Below are 19789 nucleotides of genomic sequence, written 5' to 3'. Positions count from 1 at the left end.
CGCTCAGGAGTCGCCAATGTATCCCGAGCCGGAATAGAGATGTAACACAGGTAATCCGAGTTCATCCTGCGCCTTGCTGGCCCAGTCGGTGTGGAAGGTGTCTTCAACAGCGTGGGGGCGGGTGATCACAATGGCCTCGCGGGCGTCGAGTTCCTGCACCTTCTCCACCAGGGACTGGACCGGATTCGAACCCGAGACCGCGCCGTCGGCCTTCAGCCCCGCAGTCTGCAAGGCGTCCAGGGACACTTTCAAGGTGGCATCGGACTGCAGCCGGCGTTGTTCGGTGTCCGGCTGTTTGGCCGCCAGCTCCCGAAAGGCCTTGCCGACGTGGAGCAGGCTGAGCTGGTCCAGGAAGTCCACGATCAGGTGTCGTTCGGTGTCGCCGGGAACGAGCAGGAAGAACTGGCGGTCCATGCCGTGATGGAAGGACTCCAGGTTCTGTACATCCGCTCCGACCAGAGGTTCTTCGGTCAGCACCACGATGGAATCAGTCATGGAACCCACCCTAATACGTGAACATGCGATGGGCGGTTCCTCGACCTGGCATGGTCCGTTCGACAGAATGGGAATCATGGTGATCCGAAAACCGGCCCGGCCGCCGGGCCCCGGGGCCGAGGATGCGTACGTTACAGCCAGTAAGCTGAACTACGTTGGCATCGGGGCCGGTATCGGCGCCGCAGCCACGTCGGTGGTGCTGGGGCTCTCGTCCGCGTTGGCGGCGTATTTCGCCCGCCGAGTGGTGACGCCGGACCAGTTCAGGCAAGAGGATCTGGCCATCCTCGCGGTGACCGGCAGGGACCGCGATGCCCACGTGATTCTTCCGGCTAATGACGACACCACAGTCCCGGGCACGTACTCGCTGTACTTCGACCGCGGGCGCGGCCATGCCAGGATCGGCCCGATCGTGTCCTACATTCCAGGCGAGGACACGGTCACCCGCCGGATCGAGGAGGTGTACAGCGGCAACGTGCATGCCGCCGTCCGTGGCTGGTGGGGCGGATCCGTCTACCCGGATCCGGCAGCCCTCGGGCACGAGTCCGAAGAAGTCCACGTCCCGGTGGCCGGAGGCAGCGCGCCGGCCTGGCTGGTTCCGGCACCGCCGGAGCATGACAGCCGGACCTGGGCCATCATGGTGCACGGCCGCGGGGCGACACGGACCGAAGGGCTGCGTGCCGTTCCGACCGCCCGCACTCTGGGCATGACCAGTTTGCTCATCTCATACCGGAACGATGGCGAAGCCCCGGCAGCCGAGGACAGGCGCTACGGACTCGGAATGACCGAGTGGCGGGACGTCGAGGCGGCCATCGAATATGCCAGGACCAAGGGGGCCAAAGACATCGTGCTGTTCGGCTGGTCCATGGGCGGGGCCATCAGCCTGCAAACTGTCGACCTGTCGGAGCACGGGCACCTGATCCGCGCGCTGGTTCTCGACGGGCCGGTGATCAACTGGGTCGACGTCCTCGCCCATCAAGCACGGCTGAACAATATTCCGGCTCCCATCGGCCAGCTGGGGCAGCTGCTGCTGACCCATCCGGCCGGCCGGTCGCTGACCGGCCTGGCGGCGCCGGTGAATTTGAAGAGCATGGACTGGGTGCACCGGGCAGCCGAACTGCAGACTCCAACACTGATCATCCACAGCGCCGCCGACGAATACGTCCCGTCCGGACCGTCCAAAGAACTGGCCGGACAGAACCCGGCCATGGTCAGCTTCGTCGAGTTTGCCCGAGGCCGGCACACCAAAGAATGGAACGTCGATCGCACCGCGTGGCACCAGGCCGTGAGTAACTGGCTTGCTCCGGTGCTGAGCCGGGCCGACGGCCGGCACTACCGGTGACGGCACTAGCGTCAGGCCGCGGCCGTGGCCTCGGTGACCTTCCGCTTAATGCGGCCCAGCATTGCCGACATGCCACGCATCCGCAAGGGGGTGATGGCCTGCGCCAGCCCCAGCCGATCGGCCACGTCGTCCGGCACCGCGAGGATCTCGGTGGCGCTCAGGCCGTCCAGGCCTTCAGCGAGGACGGAAGCGAAGCCGCGCGTGGTTGGCGCCTCCGGCGGAGCTGAAAAGTACAGCCGCACCGTACCGGCCGGATCCTGGTCGAGCTCGAGATGCAGGAACAGCGGGGTCTGGCATTCGACCACCTGCTCAAGCATTTCCGGGTGGTCGGCCAGCCGGTCCGGAAGCGCCGGCAATTCCCTGGAGAATTCGAGCAGCAACTGCAACCGGTCAGGTTCGGTGAGTGCCTGGAAGTCGTCGATAATCTCTTCCAGCTGGTCAGGGATATTGGTCTCAGCCATGATCGTCCTGTTCAACGGTTATCAACGGGAAGCCGGAACAGAGCCCGGCGTCTCGCCCTTGACGATGGGAACGCGAACGGCGTTGCCCCACTCGGTCCATGAACCGTCGTAGTTGCGCACGTTGTCAAAGCCGAGCAGGTGCGTCAGCACGAACCAAGTGTGGCTGGAACGCTCACCGATACGGCAGTACGCGACGACGTCGTCCCCTTCCTTGAGTCCGGCGTCGCCGTGATAGATCTGCTCCAGTTCGGCGCGCTCCTTGAACGTTCCGTCCTCGGCGGCCGCCCGTCCCCAGGGAACGGATGCCGCGCTGGGGATGTGCCCGCCCCTCAGGGCGCCTTCTTCAGGATAGGCGGGCATGGTGGTGCGGGCGCCGCTGTATTCGTCGGGGGAGCGGACGTCGATCAACGGGTTGCCGAAGTGTGCCAGCACATCATCCTTGAAAGCACGGATGCGGGCGTCGTTGCGCTGCACCACCGGATACTCGGTGGCCGTGACGCTGGTGGTCTCGGTCGTGAGCTCACGTGACTCAGCGATCCACTTGTCCCGTCCGCCGTCCAGCAACCGCACATCAGAGTGGGAGAAGAGGGTGAATACCCACAGTGCATAGGCGGCCCACCAGTTGCTTTTGTCGCCGTAGATGACCACCGTGCTGTCGCGGCTGATTCCCTTGGCGGACATCAGGGCGGCAAACCCTTCGCCATCGATATAATCGCGGGTGTCGGCGTCGTTGAGGTCAGTATGCCAATCGATCTTGACCGAACCTGGAATGTGCCCCGTCTCATATAACAGGATATCCTCGTCCGACTCCACGACCACCAGTGAATCGTCATTCAGATGATCGGCCAGCCACTGAGTGGACACCAGCCGTTCGGGATGCGCGTAGGCAGCGAATTTTTCGTTGGTTTCTGCGGGAACAGGCACAGCCACCGCCTTTCTGTTGAATGTGCGGCCTCCCTTAAGCCTAACGACGATGCGGGCCGAAAACTTCCACACGTAACATCCGCACATGAGCTGCCCCTGCGCCGGCGGCATCCGGCGGTGGCGTATCGTGGCGTTGTTGTAAATTTCCGGCGGTGACGGTTCCGCTGGTGGGACAGAATGGGACTGCGCTTGACAACTATTGAACATTTGACCGAACGGACGCCGAAGCTGTCCGTGGACGAGCTGCTGGATGGTTTCTACCCGTCTCCACGCTTTGCCGAAGTCTCCTTTTCAAGTTACCGCCCTGATCCGGCGCAATCTTCCCAGGCGCATGCCGTCCGCGAACTCGAACATTTTGCAGCCCGGGTCGATCATCCGGAGCCATCCAGGCTGCGCAAGCTGTTCGGGGCGAAAAAGCCCTCCGGCCCGGCCGGGGTGTATCTTGACGGCGGTTTTGGGGTGGGAAAGACCCACCTGCTGGCCTCGCTGTGGCATGCCGTGAAAGGTCCGAAGGCCTTCGGCACCTTCGTGGAGTACACCAATCTGGTCGGAGCGTTGTCGTTCCGGAAGACAGTTGATGCTTTGAAGCACTACAAACTGGTGTGCATTGACGAATTCGAGTTGGACGACCCCGGCGATACCGTGTTGATGTCGCGGCTGATGCGGGAACTGGCCGACGCCGGGGTGAAGCTGGCAGCGACATCGAACACATTGCCCGGCGCGCTGGGGGAGGGCCGCTTCGCGGCAGTCGACTTCCAGCGGGAAATCCAGGTGCTGGCCGATCAGTTCGAGGTAATCCGTATCGACGGCGAGGACTACCGCCACCGCGGCCTGGCCCAGGCGCCGGAACCGTTGGCCGAGTCGGAACTGGACGCGGGCATCGCCGAACACTTTGCCGCCGACACCGTCGCCGTCGACGAGTTCGGTGCCTTGCTGCAGCATTTATCGGGGGTGCATCCGAGCCGCTACAGGCAGTTGCTGGATGGTATCGATGGCGTTGCATGGCGGACGGTTTCCACTATCGAAGAACAATCAGTCGCGCTGCGTTTTGTGGTGCTGGCCGACCGGTTGTACGACAAGGACATTCCGATTATTGCCAGCGGCGTCCCGTTTGACCATCTCTTCACCGACGACATGATGGCCGGTGGCTACATGAAGAAGTACCACCGGGCAGTGTCCCGGCTCACGGCCCTGGTGCGGGAAGGGCAAAAGGGCGAAGCCTCCTGATTGCTCCACGGCACAGCGGGTTTAACCGACGGGGTTAACGAGGAAGCGCTGGCACAGCCTTGCGGCGGTGCCAGCGCTTCGACGACTAAAAGGACTTGTCAGCCCCGGGTACGGGGCGTTCCGTCGGGCCCGTCCTCCCGGTGACTCTTGGGATCTGCCGTGGCGGTGGATGTGTTGTCCGGCGATGCGGACGGATCCTTTGCCGTTGCAGCTCCCGGCTCTGATTGAGCTGTGGAGGCGTTCGACCGATCAACGTTTTCCACGAACCCGGAGGCCTTCCTGCGGACACTGTCAATCCGGCCGGCATACTTGCCGCCGGTTTTCCGGTCCGCGAAACCGCCTGCCTTGGTCAGACCATCCTGGATTTGTCCCTGATGCTGTCCAATGAAGTCCGTGGCCTTCGCCTTCAGCCCGGAGGCTTTGCCTTTGAGGTCGTCAAATGCAGACATGGACACCTCCTTTACCTACCCGGGAATCGGCTGCTCCCGTCTTGATTCCATTGTAGAGCCGGCGCTGTTGAACGGCCAAGCGCGGGCGACCCCGGCGGACATGGCGGGCCGACTGGTGGGGCGCCTGAGACCTTAAGCGCGTAAAAGGAGCGGCCCCGTGAGGGACCGCTCCTTATCCGGTGGGCGATACTGGGTTCGAACCAGTGACCTCTTCCGTGTCAGGGAAGCGCGCTACCGCTGCGCCAATCGCCCATAGTGCAAAACCGAGGTGGGGACGGGATTCGAACCCGCGTACGCGGCTTTGCAGGCCGCTGCCTCGCCTCTCGGCCACCCCACCGTGTACGTTGGATTGCCTTCAAAATGAAGTTCTTCAATCACCTAAGCCGAAACGTCCAACAGTGACCTGCGAGCGGACGACGGGATTTGAACCCGCGACCCTCACCTTGGCAAGGTGATGCTCTACCGCTGAGCTACGTCCGCATGGAAATATCGCCGAACCAACGTTCCTCCAGCCGGAAGAGCCGCTGTGTTCCTTGCGAGAAAAAACTCTATCGGACGTCCAGTCATTCAACAAATCGGTCGGCACCCCGGCACCACAGCAGGCTGTGGCCGCCGCCGTCGAGGCCTCTGGACGGCGCCGCCGGGGCCCTGACCCGGGACGCAGCGGCCGTTTTGGTATGCACCGGCAGATGACGATAGCATCGGTTCATCGGCAGGAGACGCGGCACGTCCGCGGCCCTGCTCACTCCCGCAGGGGCGATTAGCGCAGTGGTAGCGCGCTTCGTTCACACCGAAGAGGTCACTGGTTCGAATCCAGTATCGCCCACCACCCCTGACGTGTTCGGCGCCCCGGATGATCCGGGCTGAACCGATCGACTGCCTGGGCCTTGGCTATCTCAACAGCAGGTCATCGAGCGACATCCACGAGCACCGCGCGCCACCTGCTGTTCCCGCACCTGCTTGCGGGCGCGCCGGGCGGCGACCGGCAGGCGCGGGATAAAATCCGGGAGTCAACAAGGCGGCTATGACATACGGTGGGATGGACGGCCGCTCCATCCCACCGGCGTCGGCCATAGCTTCGAAGCAGCCAATTCCCTAGTTCCAAGGAGTGACTCCATGGTTAATCCACCTGCATCCCTGTTCATCGATGGGCAGTGGAGCCCGTCCTCAGCCGGCGGGACCCGGGACATCTTTTGCCCCGCCGATGGCCAATTGGTCGCCACCGTATCGGAGGCGTCCACTGAGGACGTGCATCGCGCGATAGCGGCTGCCCGTCATTCGTTCGACACCGGCCCGTGGCGGGCGATCCCGGAGGGACAGCGGGGCGATGTGTTGCTCCGTGCCGCCGCCATCCTCACCGAACGCAGTGATGAATTCGCCACAGCAGAGTCCAAGGACACCGGCAAGCGTTTTGTCGAAAGCAAAATCGACATGGACGACATTGCCGCCTGCTTCACTTACTTCGGGAAGCTGGCGGGCCAGGACGCCGGAAGGGTGGTTGATGCCGGAAGCAACGACGTCGTCAGCCGCGTGGTCTATGAGCCCGTGGGCGTGTGCGGGCTGATCGCACCGTGGAACTATCCGCTGCTGCAGGCAGCCTGGAAGGTTGCTCCCGCCCTGGCCGCCGGTAATTCCTTTGTGCTCAAGCCCAGCGAGTTGACCCCGCATACATCCATGTTGTTGATGGATGTGCTGACCGAGGCCGGTGTTCCGCCCGGGGTGGCCAACCTGGTGCTGGGTGCGGGCGCAGTGGCCGGCGCGCCGCTGTCCGAGCACCGCGATATTGACCTCGTCTCGTTCACCGGCGGACTCGTCACCGGCCGGAAGATCGCCGCCAGCGCGGCCGGGACTGTGAAAAAGGTCGCCCTGGAACTGGGCGGCAAGAACCCCAATGTCATCTTCGCCGATGCCGACTTCGACGCCGCCGTCGATAATGCGCTCAACGGCGGCTTCGTCGATTCGGGCCAGGTGTGCTCCGCTGGCGCGCGGATCATTGTCGAAGAGTCGATCCACGACCGGTTTGTGGATGCCCTCGTCGAACGCGCCAACCAGATCAAGCTGGGCGGTCCGTTCGATGAGACGGCTGACGCGGGGCCGCTGATCTCGGCCGCGCACCGCGACAAGGTCACCGACTACGTCCGCAAGGGCGTCGAAGAGGGAGCCGAGCTGCGGTGCGGTGGCGCCTGGGGCGAGGGCGATCTGGCCGACGGGTACTACTACCGGCCCACGATCCTCGACAAGGTGCGCCGTGGCATGTCGGTTGTCGTCGAGGAAGGGTTCGGTCCGGTGGTCACCGTGGAAACCTTCACCACCGAGGACGAAGCTATTGAGACGGCAAACGACACCGACTACGGGCTGGCCGGAGCGGTCTGGAGCCAGGATTCGGGCAAAGGCCAGCGGGTGGCCCAGCGGCTGCGGCACGGAACGATTTGGATCAACGATTTCCATCCCTACCTGCCGCAGGCGGAATGGGGCGGCTTCAAGCGTTCCGGCGTGGGGCGCGAGCTTGGCCGCATGGGACTTGCCGAATATCAGGAAGCGAAGCACATTTACCACAATCTGCAGCCCTCCGTGACCGGTTGGTTCCCGGACGGTTCGACGCGCGAATAACGCGAAGACCCGGCCGCGGGCCGACGCCGGCAGTAACGGGACTGCCGGTACTGTCGGGACAGTAATGGGACAGTAAGGAGAGAGCAGAACATGAGCGAGACAGAGTACGACTATGTAGTGGTCGGCGGCGGGTCTGCCGGCGCTGCCGTGGCTGCCCGGCTGAGCGAAGACCCGGGTACAGCCGTGGCGCTGATTGAGGCCGGGCCCTCCGACCTTGGCGAGGATGTGATTCTGCAGGTCACCCGTTGGATGGAACTGCTGGAGTCCGGGTTCGACTGGGACTACCCGATCGAGCCCCAGGAGAATGGCAACTCTTTCATGCGCCACGCCCGTGCCAAGGTCCTCGGCGGGTGTTCCTCGCACAACTCATGCATTGCCTTCTGGCCTCCGGCCGAAGACCTCGCACAATGGGAACGCCTGGGGGCCGAAGGATGGGGGTCGCAGTCGACTTACCCGCTGCTGCGCAAGCTGGAGAACAACGAGCTCGACGGCGAGGATCACGGGCATGAGGGCCCGGTGCGCATCCGGCAGATACCCGATCACGATCCGTGCGGCGTCGCATTGCTGGACGCGTGCGAAGCTGCCGGAATCCCGCGGGTGCAGTTCAACGACGGCAGCACCGTCACCTCCGGTGCCAACTTCTTCCAGATCAACGTGCGCGAAGATGGTGTCCGTTCCTCATCATCGGTGTCTTATCTTCACCCCATTCTGGACCGTCCCAACCTGACCCTGTTGACCGGAAACCGGGCGAAGAAGCTCAACTTCGACGCCGGCAACCGGTGCACCGGCGTCGACGTCGAGGATGCCGGCACGTTCCACACGAAGTCGATCAAGGCGCGGCATGAAGTGGTGCTGTCGGCCGGGGCCATCGACTCGCCGAAGCTGCTGATGCTCTCGGGCATCGGCCCTGCCACACACCTGCAGGAAGTCGGTATTGATGTCCGGGTCGACTCCCCGGGAGTCGGTTCCCACCTGCAGGACCACCCGGAGGGGGTCATCCAGTGGGAGGCGAAGCAGCCGATGATCACCGACTCGCCGCAGTGGTGGGAGATCGGTATCTTCACCACCACGGAGGAGGGGCTCGACCGCCCCGACCTGATGTTCCACTACGGAGCGGTGCCGTTCGACATGCACACCGCCCGGTGGGGGTACCCGACGACGGAAAACGGCTTCTGCCTGACTCCGAATGTCACCCATGCCCGGTCCCGCGGCACGGTGAGGCTGCGCACCATGGATTACCGGGACAAGCCGCTGGTCGACCCCCGGTACTTCACCGACCCGCACGACATGCGGGTGATGGTCGCGGGCATCAAACTGGCCCGGCAGATTGTCGGTCGTGAAGAAATGGCCCAGTGGGCCGGCGAGGAATTGTATCCGGGTCCTGATGTGCAGACTGACGAGCAGATACAGGACTACATCAGCAAGACGCACAACACGGTGTATCACCCGGCAGGCACGGTCAGGATGGGCGCCGCCGACGACGAGTCGTCACCTCTGGACCCGCAACTGCGGGTTAAGGGAGTCAGCTCACTGCGCGTGGCAGATGGATCCGCCATGCCGGAACTGACCACGGTGAACCCGAACATCACCACCATGATGATCGGCGAGAAATGTGCCGAAATGATCAAGTCAGCGGCGCAAGCGGATCAGAGGTAGCCCCTCCGGCCTGCAGGCGGCCCGCCATGCGGCGGGTCGCCTGCGCACCGGCGATTAATAAATGTCAGTGCGCGGTGACAAACTGGAATCATGACTGCACCAGCCTTGGCCGAAAGCACAGAACAATTCGGACGGATGTACCGCCGGTCGTTGTCCGAGCCGGTCAGCGTCCCATCGATCACCACCGTCATCGGTCAGCAGCCGCATGGACTGGATGGCTGGTTCGGGCATATGGCCGCGTCCAGCCTGGCGAAGGATCCCCGGCTGCCCGGCGCACTGGCGGACCCGGTGCAAATGCGCGGTCTGCTCAAGGACGCACGCCAGGCCTCGGAGGTATACCGCGATGCTGCCGCCGCACGCGGAGACCGGGTGCACACCTACTGCGAGCAGGTGGCCTTGCGGGCCATGGGCAAGCCGCACCGGATGGCGGAGGCGAGGGCGGAGCTGGCTGCCAATGGAGAGGAACGGTTCGCCGCACGCTTTGACGAGTGGTGGGAGCACTACCGCGTCGAGCCGCTGGCGACCGAACTGACGGTATGGAACCATACAGTGGGCTACGCAGGAACCCTCGACCTGGTGGCCCGTATCGGCGGTCGCATCTGCCTGATCGATTACAAGACCAAGAACACCGATCGCGACGGAATGGTCAAACCCCTCGATGACAAGGTGGTCATGCAGTTGGTCGCCGGTATGAAAGCTGAGGAGTCGTTGGTCGACGCGGCCACCGGGCAGTGGGAACCGTGGCAGTACGGCCAGGATCCGTTGTTATTGGGCGTGGCAATTGGCGAAACCGAAGTACGGCCGATGCGCGCCAATCCTGAGGTGCTCAAATACCACTGGCACAAATTCTGCTCACTGCGGCGGGTGTGGCAGACCAGCGCATACACGGACGGGGCGGGCAAAGCCTTGCTGCCGATCGGCCCGCCTCCGGCAACGTCCGGTGCCGGAAACGGGCCGCCTGCGCCGGACTCATCGGGGACAGTGCCGGAGCCCGACGACGGCGGCGACCCGACCGCAGCCGCCGGGCCCGCTGCAGTCCACAGCCGCAACTGAGTAAACTTATGATGCCCCCCAAGGGCATAAACGATTCGTCCAGGGGTCGGACGCCGACCGAAAGCGAGAACTGATCGATGGCCATTCTGAGCATCCGCCTGATGGGAGACCCGGTGCTCCGTACCACCTCGGAGCCGGTCACGGACTTCGATGCTCCACTGGCAAAGTTGATCTCGGACATGGAAGAGACCATGGCCGATGTGGAGGGCGCCGGCCTGGCCGCACCCCAGGTGGGCGTCAACCTGCGGATCTTCACCTACGAGGCCGAGGGCCAAAGCGGCCACGTCGTCAACCCGGTACTGGAAACCGGAGAAGAGGACCAGGACGGATCCGAAGGGTGCCTGTCGATACCCGGACTCGGTTTCCACACACCGCGCAAGGCCTGGGCACGGGTGTCCGGCCAGGACCAATATGGCGAGCCGATCACCGTGGAAGGAACGGGCGTGCTGGCCCGTGCCTTGCAGCATGAGACTGACCACTTGGACGGCATCCTCTACGTCAACCGGTTGGCCGGGGACGACCGCAAGGAGGCCATGCGCTCCATCCGGGACCGCGGCTTCGAACAGCTCTCGTCCTCGACCCGACAGCAACGCGCGCGCAGCGTCGGAAGCAGTTTCCGGGTGAATTCATGAAGCTGGTTTTCGCCGGCACGCCCGCCGTGGCCGTGCCCTCCCTGGACGCACTCGAGCAGGCTGGCCACGAGATCGCAGCCGTGCTGACCAGGCCCGACGCACCGCTGGGACGCCGCAAGGTACTGACCCCGTCGCCGGTGGCGCAAAGAGCCGAGGCCCTTCACATCCCGCTGATCAAGGCCGACCGTGTCGATGCTTCAGTGACGGGACAGCTGGCCGACTGCGCGCCGGACCTTGCCGTGGTTGTCGCCTACGGTGCCCTGGTGCCGCCCGCTGCGCTGGATGTGCCACGGTATGGATGGCTCAACCTGCATTTTTCGCTATTGCCGTCCTGGCGCGGTGCGGCCCCGGTGCAACACGCGGTGATTCACGGCGACGACGTGACAGGTGCCTCAACGTTCAAGCTGGAGGCCGGCATGGACACCGGGCCGGTATACGGACAACTGACCGAACAGATACATCCAACGGATACCTCCGGTGTGTTGCTGGAACGGCTGGCGGACAGCGGCGCCGTATTGCTGCAGCGTACGGTCGATGGGCTGGAGGCCGGCTCAGTGTCGGCGTCGACCCAATCCGGACAGGTCTCGATGGCTCCCAAACTCACGGTCGAAGATGGACGGATCGACTGGACCCACCCTGCAGTGGCTATCGACCGGCGGATCCGCGGCGTCACCCCCGAACCCGGAGCGTGGACCACTTTGGACAACGAACGGTTCAAGCTCGGGCCAGTGACCGTGGAAAACTCCGGGCTTGCCCTGGATCCCGGGCAGGTGGTGGCCTGCGACGGCGGCAAGGCAGCCATCGCAGGAACCGGTTCCGGAAACATCCGGCTGCACCGGGTCCAGCCGGCAGGGAGGAAGTTCATGGATGCGGCAGACTGGCTCCGGGGAGCCGGAGGCGGTGCCGGAAATGGTGCCGGAGAGTCAGTGGTGTTCCAATGACCCCGGCAGCAGACGGCCGTGACGACGGTAACAGCCGCCATGACCGCGGAGGACATCACCGCAAGGGCCCGGGCAGCGGCCGGGAGACGGGCGAAACCGGCGGCAGCCAGCGGGACCGCAGGGATTCGCGTGGTCGGCAACGGAACCGCCCCCAGTCCCGTACCCATACGAAGAACGCACCATCGCAACGGACGAGGAAGGCCGACCCGGCACGGTTGGCCGCATACGAAGTGCTGCGAGCGGTAGCCGGAGAAGATGCCTACGCGAACCTGGTGCTGCCGGGACGGATCAGGAACCACCATTTGGACCGCCGCGCCGCGGGATTCGCCACCGAACTCGCCTACGGGGCCCTGCGCGGGCAGGGAACATACGATGCCATTCTGGCCCGGTGCGTCGATCGGCCGCTGGCCAACCTGGAGCCGGCGATTGTCGACGCGCTGCGGCTGGGAGCCCACCAATTGCTCGCCATGCGGGTGCCCTCCCACGCGGCTTTGGACCAGACAGTGGGGTTGGCCCGGGCGGTGATCGGGGCCGGACCAGGGTCGCTGGTCAATGCGGTGCTGCGCCGGGTCGCGGCATCCGACCTGCCGGGCTGGCTGGACCAATTGACCAGCGATGTCACGGACCCGGTCCGCGAACTGTCGCTGCGGCACAGCCACCCCGAATGGGTGGTCCGGGCGTTTCGGCAGGCACTGGCCATCCACGGACGCGACACCGGCGAAATAGAAGCGCTGCTTCAGGCCGACAATGCCGCACCCGTGGTGAATCTGGTGGCACTTCCGGGCCTGGGCGACCTGTCGGAAGCATTCGAAGCCGGCGCGACCGCGGGTGAACTGGCCCCCGGGTCGGCGCTGTTCGCCTCCGGGGATGTCGGACGCCTGGAGAGCGTCCGCACCGGAACCACACGGGTGCAGGACGCCGGCTCGCAACTGGTGGCGCGGGCGCTGGCACAGGCTCCGGGCCAGTCCACTGCGGGGCCGGAGGCCTGGCTTGACCTCTGCGCCGGCCCCGGGGGCAAGGCCGCGCTGCTGGCCGCGCTCGCAGCCCGGTCCGGCGCCACCCTGCTCGCCAACGAGCCGGCCGCGCACCGTGCCACGCTGGTCCGCCAGGCGCTGGCCCCCGTTCCGCCGTCGGTATGGCGGATCCGGGAGCAGGACGGCCGGAGCGCGGGGGAGGAGCTGAGCGGCAGCTTTGACCGTGTCCTGGTCGATGTCCCCTGTACCGGCCTGGGGGCGCTGCGGCGCCGGCCCGAGGCCCGGTGGCGCCGCCAGCCGGCCGATGTTGCCGACCTGGGGCCGCTGCAACGCGAACTGCTGCAGTCAGCCCTGGATGCGGCAAAGCCCGGCGGGCTGGTCGCATACGTCACCTGCTCGCCCCACCCGGCCGAGACTACAGTCGTGGTCACCGACGTGCTGGCGAAGAACCAGAACGCCGAGCTGCTTGACGCGCCAGCCGCCCTGGACGCAGCCAGCCTGTCCGGCGGCCTCCAGACGGGCCAGGCATCGACGGCCCAACTGTGGCCCCACATCCATTCGACCGATGCCATGTTCATGGCACTGATCCGCAAGAATTCCTAGAGAGGATGTCCATGGCCGACTGCTGCATCAACCCCAGTATCCTGTCCGCCGACTTCGCCAACCTGGAAGCCGAACTGGCCCGGATCCACAGCGCAGATGCCGTACACGTGGACGTGATGGACAACCAGTTCGTCCCCAACCTCACCATCGGGCTGCCGGTGGTGAAGCGGCTGCAGCAGGTATCTTCCCGACCGCTGGACGCCCACCTGATGATCTCGCGCGTCGATGAGTGGGCGCCGTCGTTCGCCGAGGCCGGACTGGACTCGGTGACCTTCCACCTCGAAGCTTCCTCCGCACCGGTGAAATTGGCCCGTGAGCTGCGGGCACGGGGCAGCAAGGCAGGTATGGCCCTGCGCCCCGCCACCCCGGTCGAAACCTGCCTTCCGCTGCTGAGCGAGATCGATCTGTTACTGATTATGACGGTGGAACCCGGGTTCGGCGGACAGGAATTCCTGGACATCATGCTGCCCAAGATCCGCCGCGCGCGGCAGGCCGCAGACGACGCCGGATCCGACCTCGCCATCCAGGTCGACGGCGGAATCAGCGACGACACCATAGGCCGGGCGGCCGAAGCCGGGGCCAATGTCTTCGTGGCCGGGTCCGCTGTGTACGGCGCCGATAACCCGGACCAGGCGATCAGCCGGCTCCGCGACACGGCCGAACGCGCGCGCGGCGGCTCATCTGTGGAATAATCAAATCAAACAACGTGCTCCGGGGTCGGTGTAAGTCCGAACCGGCGGTTATAGTCCGCGACCTGCTCCACGTTCAATGGCGCTGTGAAGGCGCCGCTGGCGGGAGTGGCTGAACCGGTGGAATTCCGGTACCGACAGTAAAAGTCTGGATGGGAGAAGCACGGTGCCATGGCCGGCACGGTTCCGCGAGGGACCAGCAGCCATGGACGCGACAACTGTCGTACCCCGGAGCCGCCGCAGCGGACCAGGGGAAAGGAAACGACAGGTGTTTGACTTCCTGCGGTGGCTCTTCGAGGCCAGAATCGAAATTGGCGACGGAGACTATCTCATACTCCGCGAGGTGCTGGGCAACATCTTCGGCCTGGCCAGTGCGGTCGGCGGTATGCGCCGCAAAATGTGGGCCTGGCCGGTCGGAATCGCCGGCAATCTGCTGTTACTGACAGTTTTCCTTGGTTCCCTGTTCGGGGCAGCGACACCGGCAACCCTGCTGGGCCAGGCAGGCCGCCAAATCATGTTCATCGCCGCGGCCGTTTATGGCTGGCGCAGATGGCGCAACACCGACACCGGATCGAACGCGGCCGTCATCCCCCGATGGGCCTCCAACCGGGTGCGGGCGATACTGGTGGTGGCAATGGTCATCGGCTCCGCCGCACTCACCCCGCTGTTCCGCGTGCTCGGATCCTATGAGCCCGTGTGGGCGGACGCATGGACCTTCGTCGGATCGCTGCTGGCCACGTTCGGGATGGCCAAAGGCTGGGTGGAGTTCTGGCTGATCTGGGTCGCGGTCGACGTCGTCGGTGTTCCACTGCTCTTCAGCGCCGGTTATTACGCTTCGGCCGTGATGTACCTGATCTACGGCATCTTCACACTGGCTGGATTCTTTGTCTGGTGGAGAGCTCAGAACCGTTCGGCCCGGAAGGCCACGGCAGAACCGGAGCGGATTCCGGCATGATACCCACAGCCACCACAGCCGCCGCAGCATGGAGCGTCGCCGAACGCGAAGCGATGGGCAGCGCCCTGCAGCTGGCAGTGCAAGGAGTCCGGGGAGCCAACCCGTTGGTCGGGGCAGTGATCCTGGATCCATCCGGCCGCACCATCGGCGAGGGGCACCATCGCGGCGCCGGGACGCTCCACGCCGAAACGGACGCCATTGCGGAGGCCCGGCGCCGCGGGGAAGAGCCGGCCGGGGCCACCATGGTGGTCAGCCTGGAGCCCTGCAACCACATCGGACGCACCGGGGCGTGCACTGAGGCCATCATTGAGGCCGGAATCAAGCAATTGATCTACGCGGTGCACGACACCAGCCATACCGCCGCAGGGGGAGCCGAACGGCTCCGCGCCGCGGATGTGCAGGTGCGCACCGGGCTGATGGAAGCCGAAGCCACAGCACTGAACAACCGCTGGTTCGACGCCGTCACGGCCGGCAGGCCGTTCACCACCTTGCATCTGGCGCAGACGCTGGATTCTCAATTGGCCGCCGCAGACGGGACCAGTCAATGGATCTCCGGCCCCGAATCACGCCGGGACAGCCATCAGCTGCGCCGCCGGATCGACGCGATCCTGGTCGGCACCGGCACCGTGCTGGCCGACAATCCGCGTTTGACCGCGCGAACTGCAGACGACGAACCCGCCGCCGAACAGCCGCTGCGGGTGGCGATGGGGCAGCGACCGGTTCCGGAGACGGCCGCGATGCGCGGCAGCGACGGCCGATTTGTGCAGCTCGAGACCCACGACCCGCGGGATGCCGGCGGCCAACTGCACGTGGCGGGAATCAGGCACCTGATGATCGAAGGCGGCGCGAAAATCGCCGCTGCCTTCCTGAAGGAACGGCTGGTCGATGAACTGATCATCTATCTGGCCCCGTCGTTGTTGGGACGGGGAATCGCGACCCTTGATGATCTGGGTGTCGGCACCTTGAACCAAGCACACCATTGGCGCTGGGACCAGGTCGGCGGAGCAGCCGTGCCACTGGGCAACGACCTGAGACTGCACCTGGAACCAAAACCACCGGAAACCGACAGGAAATCACCATGTTCACCGGAATAATTGCCGAAAAAGGCTCCGTCATTGAAATCTCGCACCCGCCCGGCACGGACAGCGGCGAACTCGTGCTGGAGGCGCCATCGTCGAGCGGCGGCCTGGAACCCGGTGGCTCCCTGGCCGTCAACGGGGTGTGCCTGACCGCAACGCAGATCCGCCATGGGCAGGTGCGCGTGGACGTGATGGGCGAGACGCTGCAGCGCTCGACCATCGGCGGGCTGCACCCCGGTGACGAGGTGAACCTTGAACGCTGTGTACCGGCGGGCGCCCGGCTCGATGGCCATGTGGTGCAAGGCCACGTGGACGGCGTCGGAACCCTGCTGGAACGCCGGCAGCACCCGCAGTGGCAGCTGCTGCGCTTCACCGTACCCGACTCTCTGGCGCGCTATATTGCGCCGAAGGGATCTATCGCCGTCGACGGCGTGTCATTAACAGTCACGGACGTCAGCGATCCGGACGCCGGGCAGGGGTGGTTTGAGGTCGGCCTGATCCCGACGACGCTTGATGAAACCCGGCTGGGCAGCCTGCAACCGGAGGACCCGGTCAATCTTGAAGTTGATGTTCTGGCCAAGTACACCGAAAGGTTGCTGGCGTTCGGCGGGAGGACGGCACAGTGACCGCCTCGAACAGGGCCGGGCTCGACCCCATCGAAGACGCAATAGCTGCCATTGCGGCGGGCCGGCCGGTACTGGTGGTGGACAACGAAGACCGCGAAAACGAAGGCGACATCATCTTCGCGGCCCAGTCCGCCACGGCCGCGATGATGGGGTGGACCATCCGGCACAGCTCCGGGGTGGTATGCGTGCCGATGACCGGAGAACGGGCAGACTTACTGCAGCTGCCGCCGATGGTCGCAGTGAATGAGGATTCCAAGGGCACCGCCTATACCGTCTCCTGCGACGCCGCTTCGTCAGTGACCACGGGCATCAGCGCCAGCGACCGGGCACACACGGCGAATGTGCTGGCCTCCGCCGCCTCGACGGCATCCGACCTGCACCGACCCGGGCATATTTTCCCCTTGCGGGCTGTTTCGGAAGGTGTGCTCTCCCGCGAGGGGCACACCGAGGCGGCCGTTGACCTGTGCCGGCTGGCGGGGTGCCAACCGGTGGGGGTGATTGCCGAAGTGGTTCGTGATGACGGTGAGATGATGCGCCTTGATGCATTACGCAGGTTTGCCCGCACCCACGGGTGCCTGCTGGTATCTATTGAAGACCTGGTCGCCTACCGGCGCCGCAAAGAAGGGTATGGTGCCGGAACGCCGGTTGCCGCAGGGGAGAGGAATTATCATGACTGATGCGCACGTGGATGTGACCGGTGTTGCCGGTCTCCAGGGCGGGCCGGAAGTGGCCTTGCCGACGGCATTTGGCACCTTCCGGGCGCAGGCCTGGCTCGACACCGCAGCCGGCGTCGAGCATTTCAGCGTCTCCGCGGCATCGGACACCACCGCGACCCCGTTGGTGAGACTGCATTCGGAATGCCTCACCGGCGACGTGTTCGGCTCCTACCGCTGCGACTGTGGAGAGCAGCTTGATATGGCGCTGGAGCTGATCCAGCAATATGGCGGCAGCCTGGTCTACCTGCGGGGCCATGAAGGCCGGGGCATCGGGCTGGCCAATAAGCTGCGCGCCTACGCGCTGCAGGAGGACGGCGCCGACACCGTTGAGGCCAACGAGCAATTGGGGCTCCCAGTCGATGCCAGGAACTACCAGGCAGCAGCGGCCATCCTCGCCGAACTGGGGCACCACCGGATCCGGCTGTTGAGCAATAACCCGGACAAGGAATCACACCTGCTCGAGTACGGGATCACCGTCGAGGAAATGGTGCCTGTCCAGGCACCGGCCCGGCAGCAGAACGAGCGTTACCTGTTGACCAAGCGGGACCGGATGAACCATAAGCTGTCACTGTTGACCGAACTGGACCAGAGGCTCAGCGCGGATCTGGAAGCCGGAACCGCCGATGTGGAGGAAGCACGATGAGCGGACACGGATCACCGGATATCAACCTGGACGCCGGCTCTGGTGCATCCGGCCTGAGATTGGCCATCGTCGCCTCCAGCTGGCACCGGACGATTATGGACGGCCTGGTGGACGGGGCGCAGCGGGCCGCTGCCGAGGCCGGCGTCCAGGAGCCGCTGCTGCTGCGGGTTCCGGGCAGCTTTGAATTGCCGGTGGCCGCGGCCCGGTTGGCGCCGCACTTCGACGCCGTCGCCGCCCTGGGTGTAGTGATCCGCGGGGGGACACCGCATTTCGACTACGTCTGCCAGGCCGCCACCGACGGGCTCACGCGGGTCAGTGTCGACAGCGGCATACCGGTCGGATTCGGTGTGCTCACGTGTGATGACGAACAACAGGGCCTTGATCGCGCCGGGCTGTCCGGTTCCAAGGAAGACAAAGGCCACGAGGCAGTGACCGCGGCGCTGGCCACGGCGCTCGCGCTGGCGCCGTGGGAAATGTCATAACCGCAACACAGCGCACCAGCGCCGATGACCGACCCGGTAAGGTAAGGCACGTGAAAAACTTCGAGGAACTCTTCGCCGAACTCAGCGAGAAGGCCGCCAGTCGTCCCGAAGGATCGCATACCGTGGCCGAACTGGACTCCGGAATCCACGGCATCGGCAAGAAGATTGTCGAGGAAGCCGCTGAAGTGTGGATGGCCGCAGAGTATGAGACAGACGAGGAAGCCGCGGCGGAAATCTCCCAACTGCTGTACCACCTGCAGGTGCTGATGATCTCCAAGGGTCTGCGCCTGCAGGACGTCTATAAGCATCTGTAGGGAGCGGCTGTTAACCTTGGCCGCTCCCGCCCTGACAAAGATGTGAGCCACAGACGACCGAAAGAAACCAAACATGTTGCGAGTAGCCGTTCCCAATAAGGGATCCCTATCCGAATCCGCATCCGAGATGCTCTCCGAAGCCGGATACCGCCAGCGCCGCGACCACCGGGAGCTGGTGCTGGTCGACGCCGAAAACGATATCGAGTTCTTTTTCCTGCGCCCGCGTGATATTGCCTTGTATGTCGGTGGCGGAACACTCGACGTGGGCATCACCGGCCGGGACCTGCTGCTGGACGCCGAGGTGAGCGCCGCGGAGCTGATGGCGCTCGGCTTCGCCGGGTCGACCTTCCGGTTTGCCGGACCTGCCGGTGAATTCAGCGACATTTCGCAACTGCACGGACGGCGCATCGCCACCAGCTACGACGGGCTGGTGCGGCGATACCTGCAGCAGCGGGGCATCGAAGCCTCTGTGATCCGCCTCGACGGGGCGGTGGAGTCGGCGGTACGGCTCGGCGTTGCGGATGCTGTGGCCGACGTCGTCTCCACCGGCACCACGCTGCGCGCTTCCGGGCTGGAAATCTTCGGCGAGACGATCCTGAATTCCGAGGCGGTCATGATCGGCCGCAGCGAGCATGACCAGCCGGCCGGCCTGGACGTGCTGCTGCGCCGCATCCAGGGCGTGCTGGTGGCCCGGCAATACGTGATGATGGACTATGACGTCCACATCGACCTGGCCGACGCAGCCTGCAATTTGACGCCCGGGCTTGAATCGCCGACGGTGTCGCCGCTGCGGGACAAGCAGTGGGTCGCCGTGCGTTCGATGGTGCGCAGGCAGGACACCAACAAGGTCATGGATGAGCTGTACGAACTGGGCGCCCGCGCAATCCTGGTCAGCAGCATTCACGCCTGCCGGATTTAGGA

21 protein-coding genes, 4 tRNA genes and 1 riboswitch are annotated in these 19789 nt (G+C 64.9%); of the genes, 18 read left to right on the top strand and 7 right to left on the bottom strand.

Annotated elements, in window-relative coordinates:
* Nucleotides 1-3 precede the first annotated feature (3 nt).
* Nucleotides 4-495: a hypothetical protein gene (locus H535_RS0104310; protein ID WP_026818572.1), complete on the bottom strand. Its 492-nt coding sequence runs from the start codon at nt 493-495 to the stop codon at nt 4-6.
* A gap of 76 nt (nt 496-571) precedes the next feature.
* Between H535_RS0104310 and H535_RS23415 the strand changes: the two genes are divergently transcribed.
* The gene (locus tag H535_RS23415) at nt 572-1834 is read left to right on the top strand and encodes an alpha/beta hydrolase family protein (RefSeq protein WP_051298531.1); all 1263 of its coding nucleotides are present in this window, start codon (nt 572-574) and stop codon (nt 1832-1834) included.
* An 11-nt stretch (nt 1835-1845) separates the two neighbouring features.
* On the opposite strand, the gene H535_RS0104300 is transcribed toward H535_RS23415, so the two are convergent.
* Together H535_RS0104300 and H535_RS0104295 are read right to left on the bottom strand one after the other, a co-directional pair.
* Complete coding sequence (locus H535_RS0104300) at nt 1846-2295, bottom strand: SufE family protein (protein ID WP_026818571.1); 450 nt, start codon at nt 2293-2295, stop codon at nt 1846-1848.
* Nucleotides 2296-2316: 21 nt separating this feature from the next.
* Entirely contained in the window at nt 2317-3219 is a 903-nt protein-coding gene (locus tag H535_RS0104295) for a sulfurtransferase (RefSeq protein WP_026818570.1), read from the bottom strand.
* 189 nt (nt 3220-3408) lie between these two features.
* Between H535_RS0104295 and zapE the strand changes: the two genes are divergently transcribed.
* Nucleotides 3409-4446 (top strand): cell division protein ZapE, encoded by a 1038-nt coding sequence (gene zapE, locus H535_RS0104290; protein ID WP_026818569.1) that lies wholly within the window; start codon nt 3409-3411, stop codon nt 4444-4446.
* A gap of 98 nt (nt 4447-4544) precedes the next feature.
* Here the strand turns inward: zapE and H535_RS23410 are convergent, their stop codons facing one another.
* The 4 genes from H535_RS23410 to H535_RS0104270 form a co-directional block, all read right to left on the bottom strand.
* Nucleotides 4545-4895, bottom strand: a complete 351-nt coding sequence (locus H535_RS23410) for an antitoxin (RefSeq protein ID WP_081416430.1) — start codon at nt 4893-4895, stop codon at nt 4545-4547.
* A gap of 180 nt (nt 4896-5075) precedes the next feature.
* Nucleotides 5076-5147: transfer RNA gene (locus H535_RS0104280), tRNA-Val, on the bottom strand.
* A 14-nt stretch (nt 5148-5161) separates the two neighbouring features.
* A tRNA-Cys gene (locus H535_RS0104275) sits at nt 5162-5232 on the bottom strand.
* A 71-nt stretch (nt 5233-5303) separates the two neighbouring features.
* Nucleotides 5304-5375 (bottom strand) — tRNA-Gly (locus H535_RS0104270).
* A gap of 274 nt (nt 5376-5649) precedes the next feature.
* Here H535_RS0104270 and H535_RS0104265 point away from each other — a divergent pair.
* The 16 genes from H535_RS0104265 (at nt 5650) to hisG (ending at nt 19787) form a co-directional block, all read left to right on the top strand.
* A tRNA-Val gene (locus H535_RS0104265) sits at nt 5650-5724 on the top strand.
* A 287-nt stretch (nt 5725-6011) separates the two neighbouring features.
* Complete coding sequence (locus H535_RS0104260) at nt 6012-7505, top strand: aldehyde dehydrogenase family protein (RefSeq protein ID WP_026818568.1); 1494 nt, start codon at nt 6012-6014, stop codon at nt 7503-7505.
* 90 nt (nt 7506-7595) lie between these two features.
* Nucleotides 7596-9161 (top strand): GMC family oxidoreductase, encoded by a 1566-nt coding sequence (locus tag H535_RS0104255; protein ID WP_026818567.1) that lies wholly within the window; start codon nt 7596-7598, stop codon nt 9159-9161.
* Nucleotides 9162-9251: 90 nt separating this feature from the next.
* Nucleotides 9252-10214 (top strand): cytochrome, encoded by a 963-nt coding sequence (locus H535_RS23405; protein ID WP_081416429.1) that lies wholly within the window; start codon nt 9252-9254, stop codon nt 10212-10214.
* A gap of 77 nt (nt 10215-10291) precedes the next feature.
* Complete coding sequence (gene def, locus H535_RS0104245) at nt 10292-10846, top strand: peptide deformylase (RefSeq protein ID WP_026818566.1); 555 nt, start codon at nt 10292-10294, stop codon at nt 10844-10846.
* A complete protein-coding gene (gene fmt / locus H535_RS0104240) occupies nt 10843-11787 on the top strand; it encodes a methionyl-tRNA formyltransferase (RefSeq protein ID WP_026818565.1) in 945 nt (314 codons plus the stop codon). Before def ends, fmt begins: the two co-directional genes overlap by 4 nt.
* Nucleotides 11784-13364: an RsmB/NOP family class I SAM-dependent RNA methyltransferase gene (locus tag H535_RS23400; RefSeq protein ID WP_051298489.1), complete on the top strand. Its 1581-nt coding sequence runs from the start codon at nt 11784-11786 to the stop codon at nt 13362-13364. Before fmt ends, H535_RS23400 begins: the two co-directional genes overlap by 4 nt.
* A gap of 11 nt (nt 13365-13375) precedes the next feature.
* Nucleotides 13376-14056 carry a ribulose-phosphate 3-epimerase gene (gene rpe, locus H535_RS0104230; protein ID WP_026818564.1) on the top strand — a complete coding sequence of 227 codons (681 nt, stop codon included), beginning with the start codon at nt 13376-13378 and terminating at the stop codon, nt 14054-14056.
* An 11-nt stretch (nt 14057-14067) separates the two neighbouring features.
* Nucleotides 14068-14221, top strand: a riboswitch (FMN riboswitch).
* 100 nt (nt 14222-14321) lie between these two features.
* Entirely contained in the window at nt 14322-15008 is a 687-nt protein-coding gene (gene pnuC, locus H535_RS0104225; RefSeq protein ID WP_026818563.1) for a nicotinamide riboside transporter PnuC, read from the top strand.
* Entirely contained in the window at nt 15005-16102 is a 1098-nt protein-coding gene (ribD, locus tag H535_RS23395) for a bifunctional diaminohydroxyphosphoribosylaminopyrimidine deaminase/5-amino-6-(5-phosphoribosylamino)uracil reductase RibD (RefSeq protein ID WP_051298487.1), read from the top strand. Before pnuC ends, ribD begins: the two co-directional genes overlap by 4 nt.
* The gene (locus tag H535_RS0104215; RefSeq protein WP_026818562.1) at nt 16087-16713 is read left to right on the top strand and encodes a riboflavin synthase; all 627 of its coding nucleotides are present in this window, start codon (nt 16087-16089) and stop codon (nt 16711-16713) included. Before ribD ends, H535_RS0104215 begins: the two co-directional genes overlap by 16 nt.
* Complete coding sequence (ribB, locus tag H535_RS23390; RefSeq protein WP_051298485.1) at nt 16710-17390, top strand: 3,4-dihydroxy-2-butanone-4-phosphate synthase; 681 nt, start codon at nt 16710-16712, stop codon at nt 17388-17390. The genes H535_RS0104215 and ribB overlap by 4 nt, the downstream gene beginning before the upstream one ends.
* Nucleotides 17383-18072 (top strand): GTP cyclohydrolase II, encoded by a 690-nt coding sequence (gene ribA, locus H535_RS0104205; protein WP_051298483.1) that lies wholly within the window; start codon nt 17383-17385, stop codon nt 18070-18072. The genes ribB and ribA overlap by 8 nt, the downstream gene beginning before the upstream one ends.
* Nucleotides 18069-18554, top strand: coding sequence for a 6,7-dimethyl-8-ribityllumazine synthase (gene ribH / locus H535_RS0104200; RefSeq protein ID WP_026818560.1), 486 nt, complete (start codon nt 18069-18071; stop codon nt 18552-18554). The genes ribA and ribH overlap by 4 nt, the downstream gene beginning before the upstream one ends.
* A gap of 50 nt (nt 18555-18604) precedes the next feature.
* On the top strand, nt 18605-18868 hold the full coding sequence (locus H535_RS0104195) for a phosphoribosyl-ATP diphosphatase (protein WP_026818559.1): 264 nt from the start codon (nt 18605-18607) through the stop codon (nt 18866-18868).
* Nucleotides 18869-18941: 73 nt separating this feature from the next.
* On the top strand, nt 18942-19787 hold the full coding sequence (gene hisG / locus H535_RS0104190; RefSeq protein WP_026818558.1) for an ATP phosphoribosyltransferase: 846 nt from the start codon (nt 18942-18944) through the stop codon (nt 19785-19787).
* Nucleotides 19788-19789: the final 2 nt, after the last annotated feature.

Source organism: Arthrobacter castelli DSM 16402, from assembly GCF_000430705.1.
Taxonomy (GTDB): Bacteria; Actinomycetota; Actinomycetes; order Actinomycetales; family Micrococcaceae; genus Arthrobacter_C; species Arthrobacter_C castelli.
This window is presented reverse-complemented; position numbering and strand designations above follow the sequence as displayed.

What these genes read in the sequence shown, in the direction of transcription:
- H535_RS0104310 (WP_026818572.1), bottom strand. Translation starts at nt 495, where the DNA reads ATGACTGATTCCATCGTGGTGCTGACCGAAGAACCTCTGGTCGGAGCG.
- H535_RS23415 (WP_051298531.1), top strand. Translation starts at nt 572, where the DNA reads ATGGTGATCCGAAAACCGGCCCGGCCGCCGGGCCCCGGGGCCGAGGAT.
- H535_RS0104300 (WP_026818571.1), bottom strand. Translation starts at nt 2,295, where the DNA reads ATGGCTGAGACCAATATCCCTGACCAGCTGGAAGAGATTATCGACGAC.
- H535_RS23410 (WP_081416430.1), bottom strand. Translation starts at nt 4,895, where the DNA reads ATGTCTGCATTTGACGACCTCAAAGGCAAAGCCTCCGGGCTGAAGGCG.
- H535_RS0104260 (WP_026818568.1), top strand. Translation starts at nt 6,012, where the DNA reads ATGGTTAATCCACCTGCATCCCTGTTCATCGATGGGCAGTGGAGCCCG.
- H535_RS0104255 (WP_026818567.1), top strand. Translation starts at nt 7,596, where the DNA reads ATGAGCGAGACAGAGTACGACTATGTAGTGGTCGGCGGCGGGTCTGCC.
- H535_RS23405 (WP_081416429.1), top strand. Translation starts at nt 9,252, where the DNA reads ATGACTGCACCAGCCTTGGCCGAAAGCACAGAACAATTCGGACGGATG.
- def (WP_026818566.1), top strand. Translation starts at nt 10,292, where the DNA reads ATGGCCATTCTGAGCATCCGCCTGATGGGAGACCCGGTGCTCCGTACC.
- fmt (WP_026818565.1), top strand. Translation starts at nt 10,843, where the DNA reads ATGAAGCTGGTTTTCGCCGGCACGCCCGCCGTGGCCGTGCCCTCCCTG.
- H535_RS23400 (WP_051298489.1), top strand. Translation starts at nt 11,784, where the DNA reads ATGACCCCGGCAGCAGACGGCCGTGACGACGGTAACAGCCGCCATGAC.
- rpe (WP_026818564.1), top strand. Translation starts at nt 13,376, where the DNA reads ATGGCCGACTGCTGCATCAACCCCAGTATCCTGTCCGCCGACTTCGCC.
- ribD (WP_051298487.1), top strand. Translation starts at nt 15,005, where the DNA reads ATGATACCCACAGCCACCACAGCCGCCGCAGCATGGAGCGTCGCCGAA.
- H535_RS0104215 (WP_026818562.1), top strand. Translation starts at nt 16,087, where the DNA reads ATGTTCACCGGAATAATTGCCGAAAAAGGCTCCGTCATTGAAATCTCG.
- ribA (WP_051298483.1), top strand. Translation starts at nt 17,383, where the DNA reads ATGACTGATGCGCACGTGGATGTGACCGGTGTTGCCGGTCTCCAGGGC.
- ribH (WP_026818560.1), top strand. Translation starts at nt 18,069, where the DNA reads ATGAGCGGACACGGATCACCGGATATCAACCTGGACGCCGGCTCTGGT.
- hisG (WP_026818558.1), top strand. Translation starts at nt 18,942, where the DNA reads ATGTTGCGAGTAGCCGTTCCCAATAAGGGATCCCTATCCGAATCCGCA.